The following is a 20,947-nucleotide window of genomic DNA, read 5'->3' as shown; positions in this document are numbered from 1 at the left end:
AGCATGGCTTACAACAATATTTACTGTTATGTAGATGAAGCTGATATTACGGAGACTTCTTTAATAAGAAGGGAGAATTCAGGTACGCTTTTAGCTACTCTAGTGGCCGAAAATGGGACGTACCCTGCAAATGATTACCATACGGATGGTTATTGGTATGTCAGAGGGACGTTGGCCAACACAGCGCCAACAACACCAGGGGCCTTCACACAACCAACCGGAACACTAGAAATCGGTGACGCCAAAGTATTTTCCGTAGGAGCTTCCAGTGACGCGGAGGGCAACTTGTCGAAATACATTTGGGAAGCGGCTATCAACGGCGGTTCTTTCGCGAAAGTAGGCGAAACATCGACGCCTAGCTTCACATATACCATTCCGACTGCAACCTCGCTGAAAATGCGCGTCAAGGCAGCTGATTCAGGAGGGCTAGAATCAGGTTATCGGGAGAGTGCGCAGTTTACGGTTACTAAACCGATGTATTATTGGAGTAAATACCATAAAGGAGCCGAAAATTACGTCGATTTTGAGTATAAAGAAGAAACCAGTGTTAGAAATGGATATAGCAGTTTTCGAGTGGAGGGTATCTACTTCTACACTGCCGGCACTTATTTATACAGTTCGGATATATCTATCGGTATGTATGTTTATTCTTCTGGCTCCGGGTCAACTTTTGTTGATAGATTCCAAAAGATAAGTGAAGCGAAATCGGCACACAGTATCGGGAGAGTTAAAACGCGCGATATTAGAGGGGCGCTTATCCAAAGCGACATTAACGCCATTGAAGGCACTTACCCAGTTAACGGAGTGCATTCCGATGGTTATTGGTACGTCCGAGGTTCCCGCGTATCGCAATCAATCGCACCACCATCGGCATTTACAGCGCCAGCAATCAATGCCGTACTCGAACCTAAGCAAGCCTTAACTCTCGCATTCGGCGCATCAACAGCACCATCTATCAGCACATACGAGGTCCAAAGCCGATACAATAACGGTGCATGGCAAAATGTTGGAACGCACACCAACGCACTAACCCGTGCATTTACCGTAACGACAGATAAGTCATTAACGACCGTTGAGTTCCGCGTGCGCGCTAAAAATACAAGCGGCGTCTATTCGGACTATGTGTATTCCGAAGCGTTCACGATCCAGCACAACAAGATACCGACTTTGACGCTCGAAACCGAAAACAACAAAACTCTCTACGAAAAAGACACGTTTACGATTAAAGGTTCCGCAATAGAACCAGACGTTGGAGACGTTCTAATCGTCTACTATCGCTTAAACGGCGGCACTGCTAGAGGCATCGAAACCAAGCTATCTGACGGATCAGCAATCCCTTTTAACGAACAACTGCTTTTCCAGTCGGGCAGACTCTACAAAGGCGAGACGGAAATCACTGGCAAACTCACAGAGGGCACTGCTCACACCTTGGAGGTCTGGGCAGCGGATAATCAGGGCGGGGAATCAGAAATTGAAAGACGTATATTCTATGTCGTTCCCAATCGTCCTCCATCCTTAACTATCGATCCGATCGAGTACCAATCCGATTTAATCAACGTTGATAAAGTAACCGTTACCGGGGAGTCATATGATCCTGACGGCAATGACGTAGTAGTTCGGTATCGCATCAACAATGGTATAAACGTAGAAATTCACAATGGACCTGCTAGACCGTTTTCATTTGATATTTCGTTGTCCAAGCTAAAAGACGGTGAAAATAGCATCGTCGTTGAAGTAGCTGATACGTATGATTTCAAGGCATCTGAAACAATCGTGCTAACTAAAGACAAAAAACTTACACCGTTGACCTCATCTACAATGAGATACACTATCAAGCCACCAGCAGGGTCTGCTAAGAGTATTGCACTCTGGATATTACGTGATCCAAATAATTCGGTTAAGGCTGAGATCAGCATGACGAACGGAACGGAACCGGAAGATTTCAAGCCAATGGAATTAGATTCGAGCGGACCAGCCGATAATTATATCAACGATCTATTCAAGTATGAGTCAGATAGTCCTGCTGAACATATTGCAATCAAATTATCATGGACAGGCGATAAACCAATCATTCAAGTATCGGGGGCGTTATTCTCATGAGTATACCTTTGGTAAGGCGCACATTGCCGAATGGAGAAAAGGGACCTTATGAGCCTCTTTTTCCATCTGACGCGGTAGAGAAATTAGATGAAACCCAATTAATCATGCTAGGAGCGATGGCAGGCATGCAGGAGCAGATTGAAGTGCTCACTGCTAAAGTTGCCAAATATGAAGGAGGTGAGGAATGATGGTCTTTGATTATATGATTCCTGTTTACGGTCTATTGGTGAAAGCTAGTGCAAGGAAGATTGATAGTCTACCTGAACAGTATCAGGTTCCAGTTGCGGAGCATTTGGCTGCCGAGGTTGAGAAAGAGAAATAAGTCTTAGGTAAATAGAAGGATAATACTTCCTCTCTGTCGAAATGTGGAGATAGAGGGGAGGTGAGTCTTCAGTGATTACAGTAGATAATTTCAACGTTATAGATGAAGAGTACAATCGAATAATGGAAAGAAATGCGGAGCTTCTTGACAAACAAGAGGAAATGTTGTTAGACCAACCCGAGAAGTACAAATCACTTATCGAACTTTACAAAAATAAAGGCTATAAGTTTAAGCATCCTGAAATTAAGCATGGATCGTTAGGTGGTCCGGTAATTGGTTATTATCCATCAGAACATAGTCTAGTTGTTTATGTATTGGATAAAGGATTTGTGAAGGTTGATTTAAATACTAATGAAATTAAAAACACGTTTGCACGAACCTTAATAAGGGATGGACTTTTTGAACAGGCCATGCAAGGATTTAAATTTCTCGAGGTTATGCTAGACGATTACAAAAAAGATTTAGAAATGCAGGCTTCAGAATTAGAGAAAGAAATTAATAAATATTCAAATTGAAGAAAGAAAGTAAGGGGAACGTCCACACGGGCGTTCTTTTTTATATTCAAAAAGAGAAAAGTGTGGTGGGGTGAGATATGACGCAGCAGGAAATGGAGGATAAAACCATGGAAAGTATTGTACAAGACCATGAGAAACGGATCCTTGAATTAGAAAAAAACTACAGCGAAGTGAAAAAAGAAATTACGGTTGTTCAAACTTCGCAGTCGAAAATCGAGAACATGATCTACACACAGAATACAGAGCAGCGTGAATTAATCGATCGACACCAGAAAGAGCAAACCAATATGCTTAATACATTGCTAGGTCATACGCTTGGTATCAAGCAAGATAATAACAAGCAAAAATGGCATCTGATCGGCGCATTAGTCGGGGGCGGCGGTCTCTTGTTTTTGTTGATTGAAACGTTTCAGAAATGGATAGGGGGATAAATCATGACAGACGTATTAATCTTTGCAACGGTGCTGGCGCCAATTATCTTAGCGTTGGTACAACTTATTAAAAAGACAGCCAATATCAAAAACAATTACCTTTCGCTCATCGCATTTGCGGTGGGCATTTTTGTTGGTGCGGTAGCTGCACCATTTACAGACTTGGATATTGTTTTGCGATTATGGGCAGGCGGACTAGCAGGACTGTCGGCTACAGGATTGTTTGAGTTGATGGATAATCAGGAAGGTGCGAGCAAGGAGGAGTAATAATGGTCAAAATTGAATCAAATCTAGTTCCAAATCGCTTTGCGGTTAAAGTCATTAGTACAGGGGTGAACACGCGTGAATATATCACAATCCATGAAACAGGTAATACAGACAAGGGCTCTGACGCAAACGCACATGCACGATTACAGGCAAACGGTAACAACAGGGAAGCTTCTTGGCATATCACTGTGGATGAAAAGCGAGCTATACGCTCATTTTTAGATACGTCTATTTGTTGGCATGCTGGTGCATCATACCCGCGCACATCAGGAAATCCGAGATCCATCGGCATTGAGATTTGTATAAATAGTGATGGTGACTTTTCGCAAGCTGTCAGAAACGCCGCGTCGGTCGCTGCCCAGCTGATGAAAATGCATAATATCCCTATCAGCAAGGTTGTGCAGCATAACCATTGGTCCGGCAAAGACTGCCCTTACAATTTACGTGGTGGTCGCAAAGGAATCAACTGGACGCAGTTTAAACAAATGGTGTTGGCTGAATATGAAGGCAAGAAAGTAGCTGCAGTAGATAAGGAGGGTGACGAATTGAGATTTTCCAGTCCAGCATTAAAAGCAGAAACCGAATTGACGCTAGGCAGTAAAGCCAGACGTGAAATCATCGTAAATGCGGCAGTTGCAGAAGGCGCTCACGAATCGTGGAAAGTAAAGCTGAATGAAGGTACGATCACGGATGCCGATCTGTTAGGATTGGCTGCCAAATACATTGTGGATGTCAATAAATAAGAAGCATATGGCCATAAATCAAACGTTGATACAACACGGTTTGTCAAATGGCCAATGCATAGTTAAAGCGACTCTATCCATTGCGGACGGAGTCGCTTTTTTTATTCTAAATTATCAATAGCGTATTGTGCTTCTTCAGCAGTAAATTTTTCTCCATGTTCTGAAATCAGTTGATCGTAAACAGCCGCATCTGACATACTCATTGTGTCAGCATAGGTCTTTGCTTTTTTCAACGCATTTTCTTTCCAATCATACTCAATATTATCAATAGCATATTGAGCTGCTTCAGGAGGAAAATTCTCTCCATATTCAGAAGTCAATTGATCGTAAATACCAGCCTTAGACATTTGCATAGTTTTCGCATATGTTTCAGCCTTCTTTAATGCAGATTTATGCTCTCTGGGGATGCTTTCTTCTTTTGCTTTAGCTTCTTTCTCTTCTTTAGCTTTCTGTCCAGCTGCAGCTTTCTTTTCCTCTTCTTTTTTAGCAATTTGAGTTTTTTCTTCTTCTGTTAAACCTGGTTCTTTTCCAATGTCTGGTTTTGCATCAGCTGAAGTCTCCACTTTTTTCGGTTCTTCCTCCGCCTCTTCTTCCATAGTTGATCCAATAGCACCTAAAATAAAAATAACTACAATAGTGATAAACCACCATCTTTTATAAAATGGCTTTTTAACTTTAACTTTCTTCTTGTCTCCCAATGGTACCCCTCCCATAATTATGTATATTTACAGGATACATGATATAGGTAAGAAAGGCTATTCGGTTTTTCAAATATTTTTTAGAAAATGAAGGTGATCCAGTTTAATTGGTTATCAGTATTTAATACAAATTGTTTTGAGTTTTAACCCCAGTTTAACCCCAACCAGAAAAATGCACAAAAAAAGCATCACTCGATTGGAGTGATGCCTTCTCGCAAACCTTGAAACTATGCGGTTTGTTAAGCCGTCTTTGCCGTAATTTAGTCATAGAAAGTTTTAAACCACCACTCCTCGAAGTGGGTGTTTGCAGAAACGTTCCTGTACGTCCGAGTTGCTAAAAGGAACCCGGCATGCCATTTCCGTTCCGTAATAAACTCCCTGTTACAGCTTAAAGGTTAAAACTTAATGTCATACGAACAATACAGCTTGTAAATTTATAATACACCCGAACAGCTGAAAATGCAAATGGAAAGTTTTTCAATGAAACGAAACTTAAGCGGTTATAAAAACGTATAAAGAAGAAAACTTGGAGGAGCGATTAGATCTATGGATACGAATGAAACATCTCCGCAAAAAAATGAACTAATTTCTAAGCAATCGCAGGAAATCAGTACGCTGAATACAGAAGTAGAAGAGCTTCGTAAAGAAGTGAAGCAATTGCGTGAAGACTTGGAATTGATTAATGTCTTTCAGAAGAAGCCGGTTGTGTCGACGGAACTGGTCCAAACCGTTGGGGGTCTTATTATCGCCGCTCTTGTCATCATTGGTATATTTTTTTAAACGAGTTTTTTTCTAATGTAATTAGAAAAGTACCAGGAATATGCACAGAGATTCAAGTTGATATAAGCAGGCGAATTTTCTGGAAAGATGAAACGAATACGACCGTAAATTTAGATACTGAGGATAAGATACAGCTTAGCCGTGCGATGTTTAGATCTTTTAATTCGTGGAATAGTAGGTCTAGAACATCACATAAGGAGTGGTAAGCAATGGCAAAGATCGCAACAGTACTAGGAGACATGTTTGAGGACTCAGAATATACGAAGCCGGCCAAAGCCTATAAAGATGCTGGACATGAAGTCGAAGTGATTGGGACGGAAGCTGGATCGGCAGTTACCGGTATGAAAGAAAACACGAAAGTAAAAGTCGATAAAGGAATTGACAATGCGAAGTCATCAGATTATGATGCTTTATTTATCCCAGGTGGATTCTCCCCAGATATTTTGCGCGCAGATGATCGTTTCGTAAAGTTTGTCAAAGAATTCATGGATGCCGACAAACCAGTTTTTGCTATCTGTCATGGACCACAGCTATTGATCACGGCGAAAACATTAGAAGGTCGTGACGCAACAGGATACAAATCGATTCGTGTCGATATGGAATATGCGGGTGCAAAGTACGCAGACAAAGAAGTCGTTGTCTGTCAGAATCAGCTAGTCACAAGCCGTCAGCCTGATGATATCCCGGCATTTAACAGAGAATCCTTAAAACTGTTGGAAAAATAATAGTTGAAAAGAGACTGTCCTGAAAGTCAGAAATGGCTTTTAGGGCAGTTTTTTCTTTGGGGAGAACAAAGAACACGCTAAAGTACAGCCGCCCCGAAGCAATGCAGTTTTTTTGTTGGACTAATATGCATATTTCAAGTTAATCGTGAAGTAGAATAAACCGATAGCATTCGAATTGAAAAAGGTTCTCACTTACACTTGAAAATTGTTCTCAACTAGAGTATGCTAAATACAACGAATTATTCAGAACCTTTGGGGAATCTTTAACTTGAAAGGTCGGGGATCTTGTTATGTATAAGTTGATTACATTGGCAATTATAGCGGGTATTGGCATAGGCACGACTGCCGGGTTTTCCTTAGGGAGTAAAGAGTGGGCGGGCATGCTGGCAGGTGTGGCGGCATTGGCATTTATTGTAGTGCCGGCAACAGTTGTTTACTCAGCGGAAAAGAAGAAATGGCAGCAAACTCAATGAGCATTTAACAGACATCCTTCTCTCTAGGATGTCTTTTTTATTGCTAGGAAAGAAAAAATCCTCTTGCACTTGAACGCAAGAGGAGATGGGATTAATGAATATTTACGGCTTCTACTGCTTCTTTCGCAGCGTACAGTGCTTGTTTGACATCGGCAATTAAATCATCCGCATCCTCCACCCCGACTGAGAAGCGCAAGAGTCGATCATCGACACCGCGTCGATTCCGTTCTTCAATCGGAATGTCCATATGCGTCTGTGTTGTTGGATACGTGATGAAACTTTCGACGCCTCCAAGACTCTCTGCAAAGGAAATGAGTTTCATATTCTCTAAGAACGGTCCTACCCACTCGCTGTTTTGTACGCGGAACGAGAGCATACCGCCGATGCCGGCGTACAAGACATCTGCGATTAAAGGTTCTTGCTTCAAATAGGCTACCATTTCTTTTGCATTCGCGTCATGCTGCTTCATTCTCAAATGGAGTGTTTTGAGACCGCGGACTACGAGCCATGAATCAAACGGAGATAGTGTAGCGCCACTCGCATTATGGTTCGTGAACAAGCGGTCGCAAAGTTCTTCGCCTTTTGCTACGACAAGACCAGCAAGCACGTCATTATGACCACCGATATATTTCGTAGCGCTATGGATAACGATATCCGCACCTTCCTCAATCGGTCGTTGGAAATACGGTGTAAGGAACGTATTATCAACAATTAGCAACAGGCCATGCTTTTTAGCAAGTTCTGCATAAGTTGCGACGTTAATCTGCAGCATAAGCGGGTTGGTAGGTGTCTCCAAAAATATCGCTTTTGTACGATCTGTAATTGCTTGTTCAACTTCTGAAACATCTTCAAATGTTAGGTAGTGTGTAGAAATCTGATAGGTTTTCTCATACTGTTGGAATAAACGATAGGTGCCGCCATACAGGTCCTCAGGGGCAAGGATTTCGTCACCTGTTTTAAACAGTGACAAGATTAGTTGAATAGCTGCCATTCCGGAGCTGCAGGCATAGCCTTGATCACCGGATTCTAAATCGGCAATGCCGTCTTCCAAAATAGAACGAGTCGGATTTTTTGTCCGCGTATAATCGTAGCCGGTAGACTGACCTAACCCTTCGTGATGATAAGCTGTTGATAAATAAATCGGTGTATTGACTGCGCCCGTTTTCTTATCGCTGTTATTCCCCAGCTGGACTAATCTTGTTTCTAATTCATTGTTTGTCATAGTATCCATCCCCTTCAGAAAAATAAAAAAGAGCCTCTTCATTTCGAATAGGCCCTCGAACATACAACATTTTCTTCAGTATTCTCATCTTCAAGGCGGTGTTCACCCTTGGAATTAGCACCATGCCAAGCTGGCTGGTTGCTGAGACTTCTTTGGGCCTATCCCTCCGTCTCTCTCGATAAGAATATTCTTAATATAGGAAAAATTATTAGTGGATTCATTCTATCATGCGAACATAGCAGATGCAAGCTTACTTCTACTAGGAATGCTTTTTTCGTTTAACTGAAAGGTTTGTTATACTAATAGACACTATAGAGCGAATGAAAGGAGACGTTAACTTTGGCTTGGAGTTATGTCGCTTTAGCTGCGGTCGTAGAAATATTTTGGGTGGTGGGACTGCGCTATTCGGAGACGTTTCTGCATTGGATCGGAACTGGAGGCGCGATTATATTTAGTTTTTATTTCATTATTAAGGCATGTGAGAAATTGCCTTCAGGGACTGTTTATGCTGTCTTCACCGGTTCAGGCGCTGCAGCCATTCTATTAGTTGATATTTTCGTTTTCCACGCGGACTTCACCTGGATTACGCTGTCATTTATCTGTTTGATTGTCATCGGGGTTGTTGGTATCAAACTGACTACAGATGAGCAGTCGGATGAAGCGAATCAAGAAGGGGGCAGTTGACGTTGGCTTGGGTTTATTTAGCGATTGCCAGTCTTGGAGAAATCTTTGGGGTTATAAGCATCAATTATTACTTGCAGAAACGTACGATCAAGCGTCTCCTACTCATAGTTGGAGTATTCAGTTTCGGCTTTGTTTTTTTATCGTTAGCGATGCGCGATATTCAAATGAGTACGGCTTATGCAGTCTGGACAGGATTGGGAGCGGCAGGGGCAGTCCTGGCTGGTATTCTAATCTTTAAAGAGTCTGCAAGTGTGAAAAGGATTTTCTTTTTGTCATTGATTATAGTAGGGGCCGTTGGATTGAAGCTGTTTGGCTAATAGAAAGGTAGTGGGGAAACTGGTTTATTGGACAAGTTTTGATGTGGAAGGTTGGAACGTAACAATGGCAGCGACTGAAAGAGGCCTTCTCTATGTAGGCTTAGCTGAAGATGCTGAGGAAAAAATGAAGAGTTGGCTCACCAAACAATATGGCGCTGGCGAAGTGAAGGAAAATGCAGACAGATTAAGTGAATACGCAGATGAAGTGAGAAGTTACTTGTCTGGAGAAGTGCAAGATTTCACATGCTCCGTGGATTGGTCAGGCACACCATTTCAAAACAAGGTGTGGAAAGCGCTTCAAGATATCCCGTATGGACAATTGGTGACATATTCAGACATTGCCGAGATAATCGGTCATCCTTCTGCAATTCGAGCAGCTGCTTCCGCGATTGGAAAGAATCCGTTGTTGCTTGTCATCCCATGTCATCGGGTCATCGCAAAAAATGGAAGTCTATCGGGCTACCGGGATGGTCAGCAACTGAAAGATCGGTTGATTCGAATGGAAGGTAATTCTTTTACTTCCTCTAGTTGACAAAGCATTACTCTATGATAAACTATAGTTGTTCGACAATTCAATAATCATAACTAGGGGTGTCCAGCGCGACTGGACTGAGATGGGATGAGTAAAATGCATTCCGAACTCTTTGGACCTGATCTGGCTCGTACCAGCGTGGGGAAGTTTTCAATCTATCAATCAGCGTACTTTTGTGCGTTTTTGAAAGACCAGGTCCTTTTTTTATGGAGCTGGTCTTTTTTTGTGCTGCTGATTCCCTTTACTCGGATGGAGTCATGGTCTGCCCTCACAAAGGAGACGATGACAAATGAAACAAACGACAGAAAAAGAGATCCACATTCACGATTGTTTTCCGGCAAGCAGAAAAGTATATGTACAAGGAAGTCGATCCGATTTGCTTGTACCTATGCGCGAAATTGAACTATCACCAACCGTGACAGAGCAAGATGAGTTTCCGAATGAACCGTTCCGCGTTTATGATACGAGCGGAAAATACACGGAAGCAGGCTATGAAGTCGATATTAAAAAAGGACTTCCAGCCATTAAGGAAAATTGGATATGGGAACGTAATGACGTGGAAGAATATGAAGGAAGACAAGTAAAACCACAGGATAATGGCTATCGTTCAATAGAGCAAATGAATAACGATGCGCAATTTCCTTTATTGAAGCGCAAACCGCTGCGAGCTAAAAAGGGAAAGAATGTTACGCAGATGCATTATGCACGAAAAGGGATGATCACACCTGAAATGGAGTTCATTGCGATTCGTGAAGGCGTTGAATCGGAGTTGGTGCGCGATGAGGTTGCGAGAGGACGGGCAATCATTCCGTCCAATATTAACCACCCCGAAGCAGAGCCTATGATTATCGGCAGTAAATTTCATGTCAAAATTAATGCGAATATCGGAAATTCCGCAGTCTCTTCATCGATTGCAGAAGAAGTGGAGAAGATGACGTGGGCAACACGCTGGGGTGCGGACAATATTATGGATTTATCGACAGGTAAGAATATCCATACGACACGTGAGTGGATCATCCGAAATTCCCCTGTACCGGTGGGGACAGTTCCACTCTATCAGGCGCTCGAAAAAGTGAATGGAAAAGTGGAAGATTTATCATGGGAAGTCTTCCGCGACACATTGATTGAACAGGCCGAGCAAGGCGTCAGCTATTTCACGATTCATGCGGGGGTACTGCTACGCTATATACCGCTGACGGTTAACCGAGTGACAGGCATTGTCTCACGTGGCGGTTCGATTATGGCGCAATGGTGCATGCTTCATCATGAAGAAAGTTTTCTCTACACGCATTTCGAGGAAATTTGTGAAATCATGAAGCAGTATGATATCGCATTTTCATTGGGAGATGGCTTGCGTCCGGGATCGATTGCAGATGCTAATGATGAAGCGCAATTTGCTGAGCTGGATACGCTTGGTGAACTGACGAAAATTGCTTGGAAGCACGATGTGCAAGTGATGGTCGAAGGACCTGGGCATGTACCGATGCATTTAATTAAGGAAAATGTTGATAAACAAATGGAAATTTGTCAGGAGGCACCATTCTATACATTAGGTCCGTTGACGACAGATATCGCGCCTGCGTATGACCACATCACATCTGCAATTGGTGCTGCGATGATCGGGTGGTTCGGGACTGCGATGCTGTGCTATGTAACGCCAAAAGAGCATCTCGGATTACCAAATAAAGAGGATGTTCGTGAAGGTGTCATCACATATAAAATAGCTGCCCATGCAGCAGACTTAGCGAAAGGCCATCCAAATGCACAAAAGCGCGATGATGCATTATCCAAAGCTCGCTTCGAATTTCGTTGGAGAGATCAATTCAATCTGAGTCTAGATCCAGAACGAGCGATGGAATATCACGATGAAACGTTACCGGCAGAAGGGGCGAAAGTCTCTCATTTCTGTTCAATGTGCGGGCCGAAATTCTGCAGTATGCGTATTTCTCACGACATTCGAAAGTACGTGGATAAAAATAGTCCAGAAGAGAATCTGGCAATCGAAAAAGGAATGCAGGAAAAAGCGGAAGAATTCAAAAGATCTGGTGCTAAAATCTATCTTTGATTAGGAGTGGGTTAGATGACTTCAGCAAAACAGTTAGTTCGTCATATTGTTGTGCAGCGCCAAGGTCTACGTGAATTAGAGGAAAAGTTATATAAGTTGCAAGCCGAATGTATTCATGAATATATAGAAACTTCGACACATAGAGAATGTGAAAAGTGCCAGAAGGTGGAGAGTATTCATTATTAAAAATAGGTTGCAGGAAGTACGTAACGTATCAGAGTAGACGCGAACCGAGTAAATAAAATTTAACCATGACAAAAAAGAGCCAATCAGTGGCTCTTTTTTGCATTCTATAATTACAATGGTTGACGCAATGATTCTACTGACAACATCCGTTTATCTGTCGCCATTTTGATGATATATGCCGCCATAATTCCAATAGCGAGGATCAACCAGATATTTAGGAATCCGTGGATAAATGCCATGCCGAAGAATCCAGCTGTCAATAAATAATAACTGAGCGGGAACAGTACACGGCGAATCAACAGACCCTCTTTACCGATTAACCCAACTGTCGCCGAAGCTGCAACGACATTGTGCACACAGATCATGTTACCGGCAGCGCCTCCCACGGCCTGCATTGCAACGACAATTCCGGCTTGTGTCGTATCCAAACCGATATTGCCCGCGGCGCCGAATTGGAACAGAGAAAACATCATATTACTGAACGTATTGCTTCCTGCTATGAAAGCGCCGAGCGCACCAACAATTGGAGCAACGAGCGGCCAGAAATCTCCAGCGACGACAGAGACACTTTCAGCTAAAACTAACGGCATGTTTTCGCCTATTAATGATGTACTATCAGCCGCTGCTTTACCTGCTGCAAGCGAAGTATTCAAGAATATTTTGATCATCGGTACAGCAAAGATCAGTGCCACCCCCGCGGTTACCGCCGTGATAAATGAGCTTTTCCATGCTGATAAATACTCCCTAGGTTTCATTCGATGAAAGAAGTAACCAAACAGTGAAGCTACAATAAAGAAAAAGCCAGGCAAGAATAAAGGTGTCGAGACCGTGGTGATACCTGAACCGAACATGTCTTCAAACTTCAACGTAATAGCTGAGTGTTTCAATAAACTTTCGAAAGGCTCTGCCGTTCTCGATAGGACGAGTAATACTGCAAGTACGACATATGGCATCCATGCATTTAACATAGAAATCTTACGGCTTTCATCCAAAGGCTTGGCAGCTTCATGGTTCAGCTTGCCGAACCAATCCTCCTCCCACTGGGCACGAGGTGGAAATTCAAACGAATCTTCTGTTTTAGGCATGAACAATCCCTTACGAGCAGCAGGAACGACGATGATCAATGACACGAGTGCGCCAAGTAAAGAAGGAAATTCAGGACCTAATGTAAGGCCGATCAGGAAATACGGAATAGTGAAGGCCAACCCTGCGAATAGAGCGAATTTCCAGACTTTTAAACCTTCACGGAATGACTTGCTGGGACTAAAGAAGCGAGTCAGTAAAGCTGCCAAAAATAATGGGATCAATGAGCCGACTACGCCATGGATCAAAACCGTGTTGGTAGTGATTTGGAGTAAGTACTCCGGGAAGCTCATACCCATTTTATCCAATGCCGTCATAACGGCTGGTTGATCCGCAAGACCAGTATTTACGCCGATTTGTATTGGAGTACCAATGGCTCCAAAAGAAACGGCAGTACTTTGAATAACGAGTGATACCATGACAGCAGCTAGTGCAGGGAAACCTACGGCAACTAACAGTGGGGCAGCAACAGCAGCGGGCGTGCCAAAACCTGATGCACCTTCGATAAAGGAACCAAATAAGAACGCAATGATAATCGCTTGAATTCGCCGGTCAGGTGAAATCGAAGTGAAACCGTTCCGAATTGTATGTATGGCACCGCTTTCTTTAATGGTATTTAACAGTAATACTGCACCGAAGACGATAAATATAACTTCCAAGGCAGTAATTAAACCGTTAAATGCAGCTCCTGCAACGATATTACCTTTTGTTCCCCAGATGAATATAGCGATGAGAGCAGTGACAACGAGAGCAATAGGCATAGCCCGGCTAGCAGGCCAGTTCAATAAGACAAGAAAAACTAAAATCGTGACAATAGGCAATAAAGCAATCAGCGATAAAATCAATAAGTTCAAATAAATAGCCTCCTTTTTGATAGGTTAGATTGGAAAGCGTTTTCAAATAGTGTTAGATCATTAGGTCATCTGATGACCTAATGACTGATAACTCTTTTCACGATTATATAGACTACCATATTAAAAGACAAGCAATTTTTTATATTTTTAGATTACATGCTTTGTTTACACGTTTTAAGTCATAATAATGCATTATGGATTATAATGAGAGTAGAAGACAGGAGTGAAGATTCTTGAAATATAAGCAAATCAAGCCGAAGAAAATATATGAAGAAGTAGCTGAAGCGTTATTGAATTCGATCCGCTCGGGGGAGTTGAAGCCAGGAGATAAACTAGAATCTGTTCAGCAATTGGCGGAAAGCTTTAATGTGGGACGTTCAGCTATTCGCGAAGCATTGACTTCTTTACGTGCAATGGGATTGATTGAAATGCGTCAAGGTGAAGGGACATATGTTATGGAATTTTCATCAGATGATTTGGTGTTCCCTCTGCATAGTGCGATGTTAATGGGCGAGGAAGATGTCTTTCATTTACTGGAGGTCAGAAAGATATTAGAAGCCGGTGCTGCATATGCTGCTGCTGAAAAACGTACGGAAGCAGATTTAATTAAGATGGAAAAAGCCTTGAACGAAATGAAGGAACACGCAGGAGATATTCTTCTCGGAGAAAAAGCAGATTTAGACTTTCATTTTGCTATTGCCAGGGCCAGCGGAAATCCTATTTTGGTCAGTTTAATGAATCAAGTATCTGACCTGATGGGGGAATCGATGAGGGAAACCCGCCGAATTTGTCTGTACACTGAAACGACGACTGTAGACCGTTTGCATGAAGAGCATGAAGCAATTTTCTTGGCAATTAAAAATGAATCACCCGATCTAGCCGCTACAAGTATGAAAGAACATTTGTTTAACGTAGAATCGGTTTTATCTAATTATATGCGCTCGCTAAGCGAGTAACCAATTTCACCCGATTTGCAATCGGGTGAAATTTTTTAACAGAAAATATAGAGAACATCTATTAAACCTGAAAGTTTTGTAGTATGCTATGAAATAACTATAAGTCATCTGATGACCTGTTGACTCTGAAAAGTCTATCCCAGAGAGGTGAATGAAAATGAAAGTCAGCTTATTTATTACATGTCTCGTAGACATGTTTTATGCAGATGCAGGAAAAGACATGGTAGAAGTATTGGAAAGGCAAGGCTGTGAATTATCCTTCCCCAAAGGCCAGGTATGTTGCGGGCAGCCTGCCTACAATAGTGGCTACGTGGAAAATTCTAAATCGGCGATGAAAAATATGATCAAAACGTTTGATGGCGCGGAATTTGTTGTTACGCCATCTGGATCATGCGCAACGATGTTCAAGATGTATCCTGAAGTTTTCAAAGATGATCCACAATGGAGAACGAAAGCTCAAGAGCTTGCAGATAAAACGTATGAATTCACAGAGTTTCTTGTAGATGTACTCAAAGTAGAGAATGTCGGAGCAAAACTATCTGGGAAAGCAACTTATCATCCATCCTGCCATATGACTAGATTGCTAGGCGTCAAGGAAGCACCAAAAAAATTACTTGAGCAAGTCGAAGGTCTTGAAATGGTTCCGTTACCAAACGCTCATAATTGCTGTGGTTTTGGCGGCACGTTTTCGGTCAAGATGGGTGACATTTCTGAACAGATGGTAGATGAAAAAGTAAACAGTGCGATTGAAACAGAGGCTGATTATTTAATCGGGGCGGATTGCGGCTGCTTGATGAATATTGGAGGACGTGCGGAACGGACAGGAAAGCCAATCCGTGTTATGCATATAGCGCAAGTATTGAATAGTCACGAGTAATTCAGAAATGAGGTGAAGCTTTATGGCAATGAAATTCAGTACGAAAAACTTTACGGATCGAACGAAAGATAATATTTCAGATGATTTTATGCGCAAGGCAGTGGCAGGGGCACAAGAAAGGTTGCACGGTCGTCGATTGGATGCTGCTGAAGAGCTCGGAAACTGGGAGGAATGGCGTTCTCATGGAGAAGAAATCCGTCAGCATGTCCTAGAAAATCTTGACTTCTATTTGCATCAGCTCAGTGAAAATGTAGCCGAACGTGGCGGCCGTGTATTCTTTGCCAAAACGGCGGAAGAAGCAAGCGTATATATCCGGGACGTTGTAGAGAAAAAAGAAGGTAAGAAAGTCGTTAAATCTAAATCTATGGTGACGGAAGAGATTAATTTGAATTCAGTTCTCGAAGAAGCTGGATGTGAAGTCATCGAGACGGATTTAGGTGAATACATTTTGCAGGTGGATGATCACGATCCGCCATCTCATATCGTAGCGCCGGCGCTACATAAAAATAGAGATCAAATCCGTGATGTTTTTGCGGAGAAATTGGATTATAATAAAACATCCAAGCCGGAGGAACTGGCATTACATGCACGTGAAAAGCTTCGCAAAGAGTTTTTGGCAGCGGATATCGGCATTACTGGCTGTAATTTCGCAATTGCAGAAACGGGATCGATCAGTCTCGTGACCAATGAAGGGAATGCACGGCTTGTTTCCGCATTGCCGAAAACACAGATTACAGTGATGGGTATGGAGCGTGTCGTTCCTTCCTTTGAAGAATTCGAAGTACTGGTCAGCCTTTTGACACGCAGTGCGGTTGGTCAAAAATTGACAAGCTATGTGACCGCGTTGACAGGCCCAAGAGGCGAAGGGGATGTGGATGGTCCTGAGGAATTTCATTTAGTGATCGTAGACAATGGACGTTCGGAAATTCTAGGTACTGAATTCCAATCAGTTTTGCAATGCATCCGTTGTGCTGCTTGCGTCAACGTCTGTCCTGTCTATCGTCATATTGGCGGGCATTCTTACGGCTCGATTTACTCGGGGCCGATTGGTGCAGTATTGTCACCTTTGCTTGGCGGTTATGATGATTTCAAGGAACTGCCGTATGCCTCTACGTTATGCGGAGCATGTACGGATGCGTGTCCGGTAAAGATTCCGCTTCATGAGTTGCTTCATCAGCATCGTCAAGTCATCGTGGAAGAAGAAGGCAGAGCACCGATTTCCGAAAGACTTGCAATGAAAGCGTTTGGAATTGGAGCCTCATCCAATCCTTTGTATTCCATGGGAGCGAAAGTTGCTTCCACTGCGATGAGACCATTGACGAAAAACGATCGCATCTCAAAAGGACCGGGTCCGCTTAAAGAGTGGACGGACTTGCGTGAGTTTCCTGCTGTAGGCAATCAACGTTTCCGCGATTGGTTCTATGATCAGAAAGGAGGCAAATAATCATGACAGGAACGATTCGAAACCGAGACACCTTCCTTACTGAAATTGCCACCCGTTTAGGTCGGGAACCTAAATTGAACGTGCAGAAACCCGTGTGGAAACATCAGCCGCAACGCGCGGTATTAAAGGACGCTTCAGCAGATGAACTGTTAGAAGTGCTGCGCAATCAATGTCTGCAAATTCATACGGATTTAATTGAGACAAAGTTGGCAGATCTTCCAAAAACCTTGGCTGAAGCCGTCAAATTATACGGCGGTGGACCGTTGTCGTTATGGAAAGATGAGCGTTTTGACAAATACGGGTTGACCAATTTAATTGAAAATGAATGGCCGGCGGAAAATATAGAAGTGAATAGCTGGGACACTACACTCGGTGAGAAGAATATCGAATTGGCGGAACAAGCGAATATTGGAATTACATTCAGTGATATGACTCTTGCGGAATCGGGTACCGTCGTGCTGTTAAGCAGTTCTGATAAAGGACGTTCCGTTAGCTTGTTGCCTACGAATTATATCGCGATCATTCCGAAAAGTACGCTCGTTCCAAGAATCACCCAGGCGGCAGACTTGATACGAGAGAAAATAGATAACGGCGAACAAGTGCCTTCCTGCATCAACTTCATTACGGGTCCCAGTAACTCTGCAGACATTGAAATGAATTTGGTAATCGGAGTACATGGTCCTGTGAAAGCTGCTTATATAATAGTAAATGACTGTTGATTGTCGTTGAAAAACCTTCCAACTTAGGAAGGTTTTTTCTCATATATCTTCTTTTAATCGATCTACATATTCTTTTGCTTCCAATAAAGAGAAACCATACATTTCTCTTGATAGTTTCACTGCTTTTATACTCTCACCGGCATGGATCAATGAAAGGATTTCATCATTTGCAGGCGGCTCGGGGAAATTTTGTGTCAATTGATTCAGCATTGACTGCTGCCGAGCCAGGCGTCTTTCAATGGCATCTAACTTAGTTAAAATTAAAAAGCCGAAAACAACGATAACGGACACAAGCAAGATTATATTCAATATTATCACTCCTTATACTTCTGTACGAAGTGAAAGTCAAAAAGTTTCAAGAATGAATTCTGACGAAGATGGTTACTTTACGAAGAAAAAGGGGAAATAGTGTATAATGGTACCATCATTGCAGCGGAAGAAGGAGACGACTATGACCTCATCATATTCAGACGATAGCCTAGCGTTACACACAGATCTTTATCAATTAAACATGGCGGAATCCTACTGGGCGGATGGCATACACGAACGGAAAGCTATTTTTGAATTGTATTTCAGAAAGATCCCGTTTGGAAATGGCTATGCTATTTTTGCAGGACTTGAACATGTATTGAAATATTTGCAGGAGTTTTCATTTACTGAAAGCGACTTAGCATATCTGCGTGAAGAACTTGGATTTGCTGATGACTTTTTGGAGTATCTGAAAGATGTTCGCTTTACTGGGGATGTTTATTCCATGAAAGAAGGCGAGCTGGTCTTCGCGAATGAACCAATGATTCGTATTGAAGCACCATTGCTTGAAGCACAACTGATTGAAACGGCATTGCTCAATATCATCAATTATCAGACGTTGATCAGCACGAAAGCTAGTCGGATTAAGCAGGTTGTAAAGGATGATATCGTTATGGAATTCGGCAGTCGACGTGCACACGAAATGGATGCGGCGATCTGGGGAGCACGGGCTGCTGTAATCGGCGGTGTCGAATCAACGAGTAATGTGCGGGCTGGAAAACGCTTTGGCCTGACAGTTTCCGGTACCCATGCGCATTCATTCGTTCAAGCGTATAAAGACGAATACACTGCTTTTAAAGTCTACGCACAACGTCATAAGGACTGCGTATTTTTAGTGGACACTTACAATACTTTGAAAATCGGTGTACCTACTGCGATTAGAGTTGCCAAAGAACTTGGCGACAGCATCAATTTTATCGGTGTTCGGCTCGACAGCGGAGATATTGCGTTCTTGTCAAAAGAAACTCGCCGTATGCTTGATGAAGCGGGCTTCCCGGACGCGAAAGTTGTCGTCTCCAATGATTTGGATGAATACACGATTTTGAACTTAAAAGCACAAGGCGCGCAAGTTGATATTTGGGGGATCGGCACCAAATTGATTACTGCTTATGATCAGCCTGCGCTTGGAGCGGTCTATAAAATTGTCTCTATTGAAAACAGTGATGGTGAGATGGAAGATACAATTAAAATCTCGGCCAATGTGGAAAAAGTGACAACACCAGGACGCAAAAAACTGTACCGGATTATCGATCTGGAAAACGGCAAAGCGGAGGGTGATTACATTACGATGCATGACGAGGATCCGACACAAGAGGAACGGATTAAAATGTTCCATCCGGTACACACATTCATCTCGAAATTTGTTACGAATTTCAAGGCGGTCAATTTACATGAACAAGTGATCCGTAAAGGCGAAGTGATTTATGAGAATCCGGCCGTTTATGACATCCGTGCATACGCACAACAGAACCTCGAACTGTTATGGGAAGAATATAAACGTTCATTAAATCCAGAGGAGTATCCTGTCGATCTCAGTCAGAAATGTTGGGACAATAAAAGACGTAACATTGAAGAAGTTCATGAGATGGTAAATAACTTTAAATGAAGCAAAGGAGTGGGAGCGTTGACATTGCAGCAAGAAATTATCCAAGCACTAAAAGTGAAGCCGGAAATCGATCCGCAGCAAGAGATCCGGACTTCCATTGAATTTTTAAAAGCTTATTTGAAGAAGAATACATTTTTGCAAGGCTTTACTTTAGGGATTTCGGGCGGTCAAGATTCAACGTTAGTCGGCAAGCTTGCACAAATGGCAATAAACGAGTTGAATGAAGAAGCGGGTAAAGAAGACTATCGCTTCTATGCGGTTCGCTTGCCATATGGTGTCCAGTTTGACGAAGATGACTGTCAGGATGCGTTAAATTTCATCCAGCCATCGATCGTCTATTCCGTGAATATAAAAGAAGCGGTAGATGCCAGTGAGCGCGCCCTTGCCAATGCGGGCCTGCATCTTACGGACTTCGATAAAGGGAATGAAAAGGCCCGTGAACGAATGAAAGTCCAATTTTCAGTGGCAGCAGTTCATCATGCCGTTGTTCTTGGAACGGATCACGCCGCAGAAGCAATTACAGGTTTTTACACGAAGTTCGGGGATGGTGCGGCGGATCTTATGCCGATCTATCGCCTGAATAAACGTCAGGGAAGACAGCTGTTGCAGGCGCTGGATTGTCCGCCGCACTTGTACAATAAAATCCCGACTGCTGACCTCGAGGGGAATAAACCGGCTATACCCGATGAAATTGCACTGGGTGTGACGTATGATGAAATTGACGACTATTTGGAAGGTAAAGAAGTCTCTGATGAGGCACGCGAGCGAATAGAAGGGCATTATTTGCGTTCTGCTCACAAACGACACTTACCGATTACAGTATTCGATGACTTTTGGAAATAAGAACTGCCTGCCTTTTGTTTAACAGAAGGCGGCAGTTTTTCTGTTTGTCGGACCTAATAGTTTCAGGTATGATAGTTTAATACAGATCAATTACGCCTCAGCGTAATTGCGTCCAGATTTTGAATCGAGCATGTCCGATTCACTCCTTTCAAAATCTGTGACATCCGCCGAAGGTATTATCCTCATTCAGCGGGTG

At 42.8% G+C, this 20,947-nt stretch carries 25 protein-coding genes and 2 riboswitches; of the genes, 21 read left to right on the top strand and 4 right to left on the bottom strand.

Translation table 11 applies throughout. From position 1 onward, the window contains the following. Positions 1–3: 3 nt before the first annotated feature. From MKY93_RS16840 to MKY93_RS16810, 7 genes are all read left to right on the top strand, one after another. Positions 4–2,100: a hypothetical protein gene (locus tag MKY93_RS16840; protein ID WP_340760374.1), complete on the top strand. Its 2,097-nt coding sequence runs from the start codon at positions 4–6 to the stop codon at positions 2,098–2,100. Then, the gene (locus tag MKY93_RS16835) at positions 2,097–2,288 is read left to right on the top strand and encodes a hypothetical protein (protein WP_078818510.1); all 192 of its coding nucleotides are present in this window, start codon (positions 2,097–2,099) and stop codon (positions 2,286–2,288) included. The genes MKY93_RS16840 and MKY93_RS16835 overlap by 4 nt, the downstream gene beginning before the upstream one ends. Further along, positions 2,285–2,422: a CD1375 family protein gene (locus tag MKY93_RS16830; protein ID WP_445683497.1), complete on the top strand. Its 138-nt coding sequence runs from the start codon at positions 2,285–2,287 to the stop codon at positions 2,420–2,422. The genes MKY93_RS16835 and MKY93_RS16830 overlap by 4 nt, the downstream gene beginning before the upstream one ends. A 71-nt stretch (positions 2,423–2,493) precedes the next feature. Next, on the top strand, positions 2,494–2,937 hold the full coding sequence (locus MKY93_RS16825; protein WP_340760370.1) for a hypothetical protein: 444 nt from the start codon (positions 2,494–2,496) through the stop codon (positions 2,935–2,937). A 107-nt stretch (positions 2,938–3,044) separates the two neighbouring features. Beyond that, the gene (locus tag MKY93_RS16820) at positions 3,045–3,368 is read left to right on the top strand and encodes a hypothetical protein (protein WP_340760368.1); all 324 of its coding nucleotides are present in this window, start codon (positions 3,045–3,047) and stop codon (positions 3,366–3,368) included. 3 nt (positions 3,369–3,371) lie between these two features. Then, a complete protein-coding gene (locus tag MKY93_RS16815) occupies positions 3,372–3,635 on the top strand; it encodes a holin (protein WP_340760367.1) in 264 nt (87 codons plus the stop codon). Positions 3,636–3,637: 2 nt separating this feature from the next. After that, positions 3,638–4,378, top strand: coding sequence for a peptidoglycan recognition protein family protein (locus MKY93_RS16810; RefSeq protein WP_340760364.1), 741 nt, complete (start codon positions 3,638–3,640; stop codon positions 4,376–4,378). A gap of 101 nt (positions 4,379–4,479) precedes the next feature. Here MKY93_RS16810 and MKY93_RS16805 read toward each other — a convergent pair whose 3' ends face one another. Beyond that, positions 4,480–5,076: an Ltp family lipoprotein gene (locus MKY93_RS16805; protein ID WP_340760362.1), complete on the bottom strand. Its 597-nt coding sequence runs from the start codon at positions 5,074–5,076 to the stop codon at positions 4,480–4,482. A 546-nt stretch (positions 5,077–5,622) separates the two neighbouring features. On the opposite strand from MKY93_RS16805, the gene MKY93_RS16795 reads away from it, so the two are divergent. The 3 genes from MKY93_RS16795 to MKY93_RS16785 all read left to right on the top strand — a co-directional run bounded on the left by MKY93_RS16795 (position 5,623) and on the right by MKY93_RS16785 (position 7,054). After that, positions 5,623–5,856 (top strand): spectrin repeat,Rudiment single hybrid domain protein, encoded by a 234-nt coding sequence (locus MKY93_RS16795; RefSeq protein WP_009498669.1) that lies wholly within the window; start codon positions 5,623–5,625, stop codon positions 5,854–5,856. 209 nt (positions 5,857–6,065) lie between these two features. Further along, the gene (locus MKY93_RS16790; RefSeq protein WP_078818507.1) at positions 6,066–6,581 is read left to right on the top strand and encodes a type 1 glutamine amidotransferase domain-containing protein; all 516 of its coding nucleotides are present in this window, start codon (positions 6,066–6,068) and stop codon (positions 6,579–6,581) included. 290 nt (positions 6,582–6,871) lie between these two features. Continuing rightward, on the top strand, positions 6,872–7,054 hold the full coding sequence (locus MKY93_RS16785; RefSeq protein ID WP_009498667.1) for a hypothetical protein: 183 nt from the start codon (positions 6,872–6,874) through the stop codon (positions 7,052–7,054). Between the two features lie 91 nt (positions 7,055–7,145). Here the strand turns inward: MKY93_RS16785 and MKY93_RS16780 are convergent, their stop codons facing one another. Next, positions 7,146–8,276 carry a methionine biosynthesis PLP-dependent protein gene (locus MKY93_RS16780; RefSeq protein WP_040759850.1) on the bottom strand — a complete coding sequence of 377 codons (1,131 nt, stop codon included), beginning with the start codon at positions 8,274–8,276 and terminating at the stop codon, positions 7,146–7,148. A gap of 81 nt (positions 8,277–8,357) precedes the next feature. Further along, positions 8,358–8,461, bottom strand: a riboswitch (SAM riboswitch). 154 nt (positions 8,462–8,615) lie between these two features. Between MKY93_RS16780 and MKY93_RS16775 the strand changes: the two genes are divergently transcribed. The 5 genes from MKY93_RS16775 (at position 8,616) to MKY93_RS16755 (ending at position 12,060) form a co-directional block, all read left to right on the top strand. Further along, positions 8,616–8,960: a DMT family transporter gene (locus MKY93_RS16775; RefSeq protein WP_009498664.1), complete on the top strand. Its 345-nt coding sequence runs from the start codon at positions 8,616–8,618 to the stop codon at positions 8,958–8,960. Beyond that, positions 8,957–9,277 (top strand): DMT family transporter, encoded by a 321-nt coding sequence (locus tag MKY93_RS16770; protein WP_009498662.1) that lies wholly within the window; start codon positions 8,957–8,959, stop codon positions 9,275–9,277. Before MKY93_RS16775 ends, MKY93_RS16770 begins: the two co-directional genes overlap by 4 nt. A gap of 10 nt (positions 9,278–9,287) precedes the next feature. Next, complete coding sequence (locus MKY93_RS16765; RefSeq protein WP_340760356.1) at positions 9,288–9,809, top strand: methylated-DNA--[protein]-cysteine S-methyltransferase; 522 nt, start codon at positions 9,288–9,290, stop codon at positions 9,807–9,809. A gap of 45 nt (positions 9,810–9,854) precedes the next feature. After that, positions 9,855–9,971: riboswitch (TPP riboswitch) on the top strand. A gap of 127 nt (positions 9,972–10,098) precedes the next feature. Continuing rightward, the gene (gene thiC, locus MKY93_RS16760) at positions 10,099–11,874 is read left to right on the top strand and encodes a phosphomethylpyrimidine synthase ThiC (protein WP_009498660.1); all 1,776 of its coding nucleotides are present in this window, start codon (positions 10,099–10,101) and stop codon (positions 11,872–11,874) included. 15 nt (positions 11,875–11,889) lie between these two features. Further along, positions 11,890–12,060, top strand: a complete 171-nt coding sequence (locus MKY93_RS16755; protein ID WP_009498658.1) for a hypothetical protein — start codon at positions 11,890–11,892, stop codon at positions 12,058–12,060. Positions 12,061–12,170: 110 nt separating this feature from the next. Here MKY93_RS16755 and MKY93_RS16750 read toward each other — a convergent pair whose 3' ends face one another. Continuing rightward, positions 12,171–13,997: an L-lactate permease gene (locus MKY93_RS16750; RefSeq protein WP_340760353.1), complete on the bottom strand. Its 1,827-nt coding sequence runs from the start codon at positions 13,995–13,997 to the stop codon at positions 12,171–12,173. 233 nt (positions 13,998–14,230) lie between these two features. On the opposite strand from MKY93_RS16750, the gene MKY93_RS16745 reads away from it, so the two are divergent. The 4 genes from MKY93_RS16745 to MKY93_RS16730 all read left to right on the top strand — a co-directional run bounded on the left by MKY93_RS16745 (position 14,231) and on the right by MKY93_RS16730 (position 17,993). Then, on the top strand, positions 14,231–14,953 hold the full coding sequence (locus MKY93_RS16745) for a FadR/GntR family transcriptional regulator (RefSeq protein ID WP_009498656.1): 723 nt from the start codon (positions 14,231–14,233) through the stop codon (positions 14,951–14,953). A 157-nt stretch (positions 14,954–15,110) separates the two neighbouring features. Continuing rightward, positions 15,111–15,830 (top strand): (Fe-S)-binding protein, encoded by a 720-nt coding sequence (locus MKY93_RS16740; RefSeq protein WP_078818502.1) that lies wholly within the window; start codon positions 15,111–15,113, stop codon positions 15,828–15,830. Positions 15,831–15,852: 22 nt separating this feature from the next. Further along, the gene (locus MKY93_RS16735) at positions 15,853–17,274 is read left to right on the top strand and encodes a LutB/LldF family L-lactate oxidation iron-sulfur protein (protein WP_078818501.1); all 1,422 of its coding nucleotides are present in this window, start codon (positions 15,853–15,855) and stop codon (positions 17,272–17,274) included. A gap of 2 nt (positions 17,275–17,276) precedes the next feature. Further along, the gene (locus MKY93_RS16730) at positions 17,277–17,993 is read left to right on the top strand and encodes a LutC/YkgG family protein (protein ID WP_009498651.1); all 717 of its coding nucleotides are present in this window, start codon (positions 17,277–17,279) and stop codon (positions 17,991–17,993) included. A gap of 39 nt (positions 17,994–18,032) precedes the next feature. On the opposite strand, the gene MKY93_RS16725 is transcribed toward MKY93_RS16730, so the two are convergent. Beyond that, positions 18,033–18,302, bottom strand: coding sequence for a hypothetical protein (locus MKY93_RS16725; protein ID WP_040759845.1), 270 nt, complete (start codon positions 18,300–18,302; stop codon positions 18,033–18,035). Positions 18,303–18,444: 142 nt separating this feature from the next. Between MKY93_RS16725 and MKY93_RS16720 the strand changes: the two genes are divergently transcribed. Together MKY93_RS16720 and nadE are read left to right on the top strand one after the other, a co-directional pair. Then, the gene (locus MKY93_RS16720) at positions 18,445–19,908 is read left to right on the top strand and encodes a nicotinate phosphoribosyltransferase (RefSeq protein ID WP_078818619.1); all 1,464 of its coding nucleotides are present in this window, start codon (positions 18,445–18,447) and stop codon (positions 19,906–19,908) included. Positions 19,909–19,926: 18 nt separating this feature from the next. Beyond that, entirely contained in the window at positions 19,927–20,751 is an 825-nt protein-coding gene (nadE, locus tag MKY93_RS16715) for an ammonia-dependent NAD(+) synthetase (protein WP_340760348.1), read from the top strand. The last annotated feature ends 196 nt before the right edge of the window (positions 20,752–20,947 follow it).

It is taken from the genome of Sporosarcina sp. FSL W7-1283, from assembly GCF_038003105.1.
In the GTDB taxonomy this organism is placed as follows: Bacteria; Bacillota; Bacilli; order Bacillales_A; family Planococcaceae; genus Sporosarcina; species Sporosarcina newyorkensis.
This window is presented reverse-complemented; position numbering and strand designations above follow the sequence as displayed.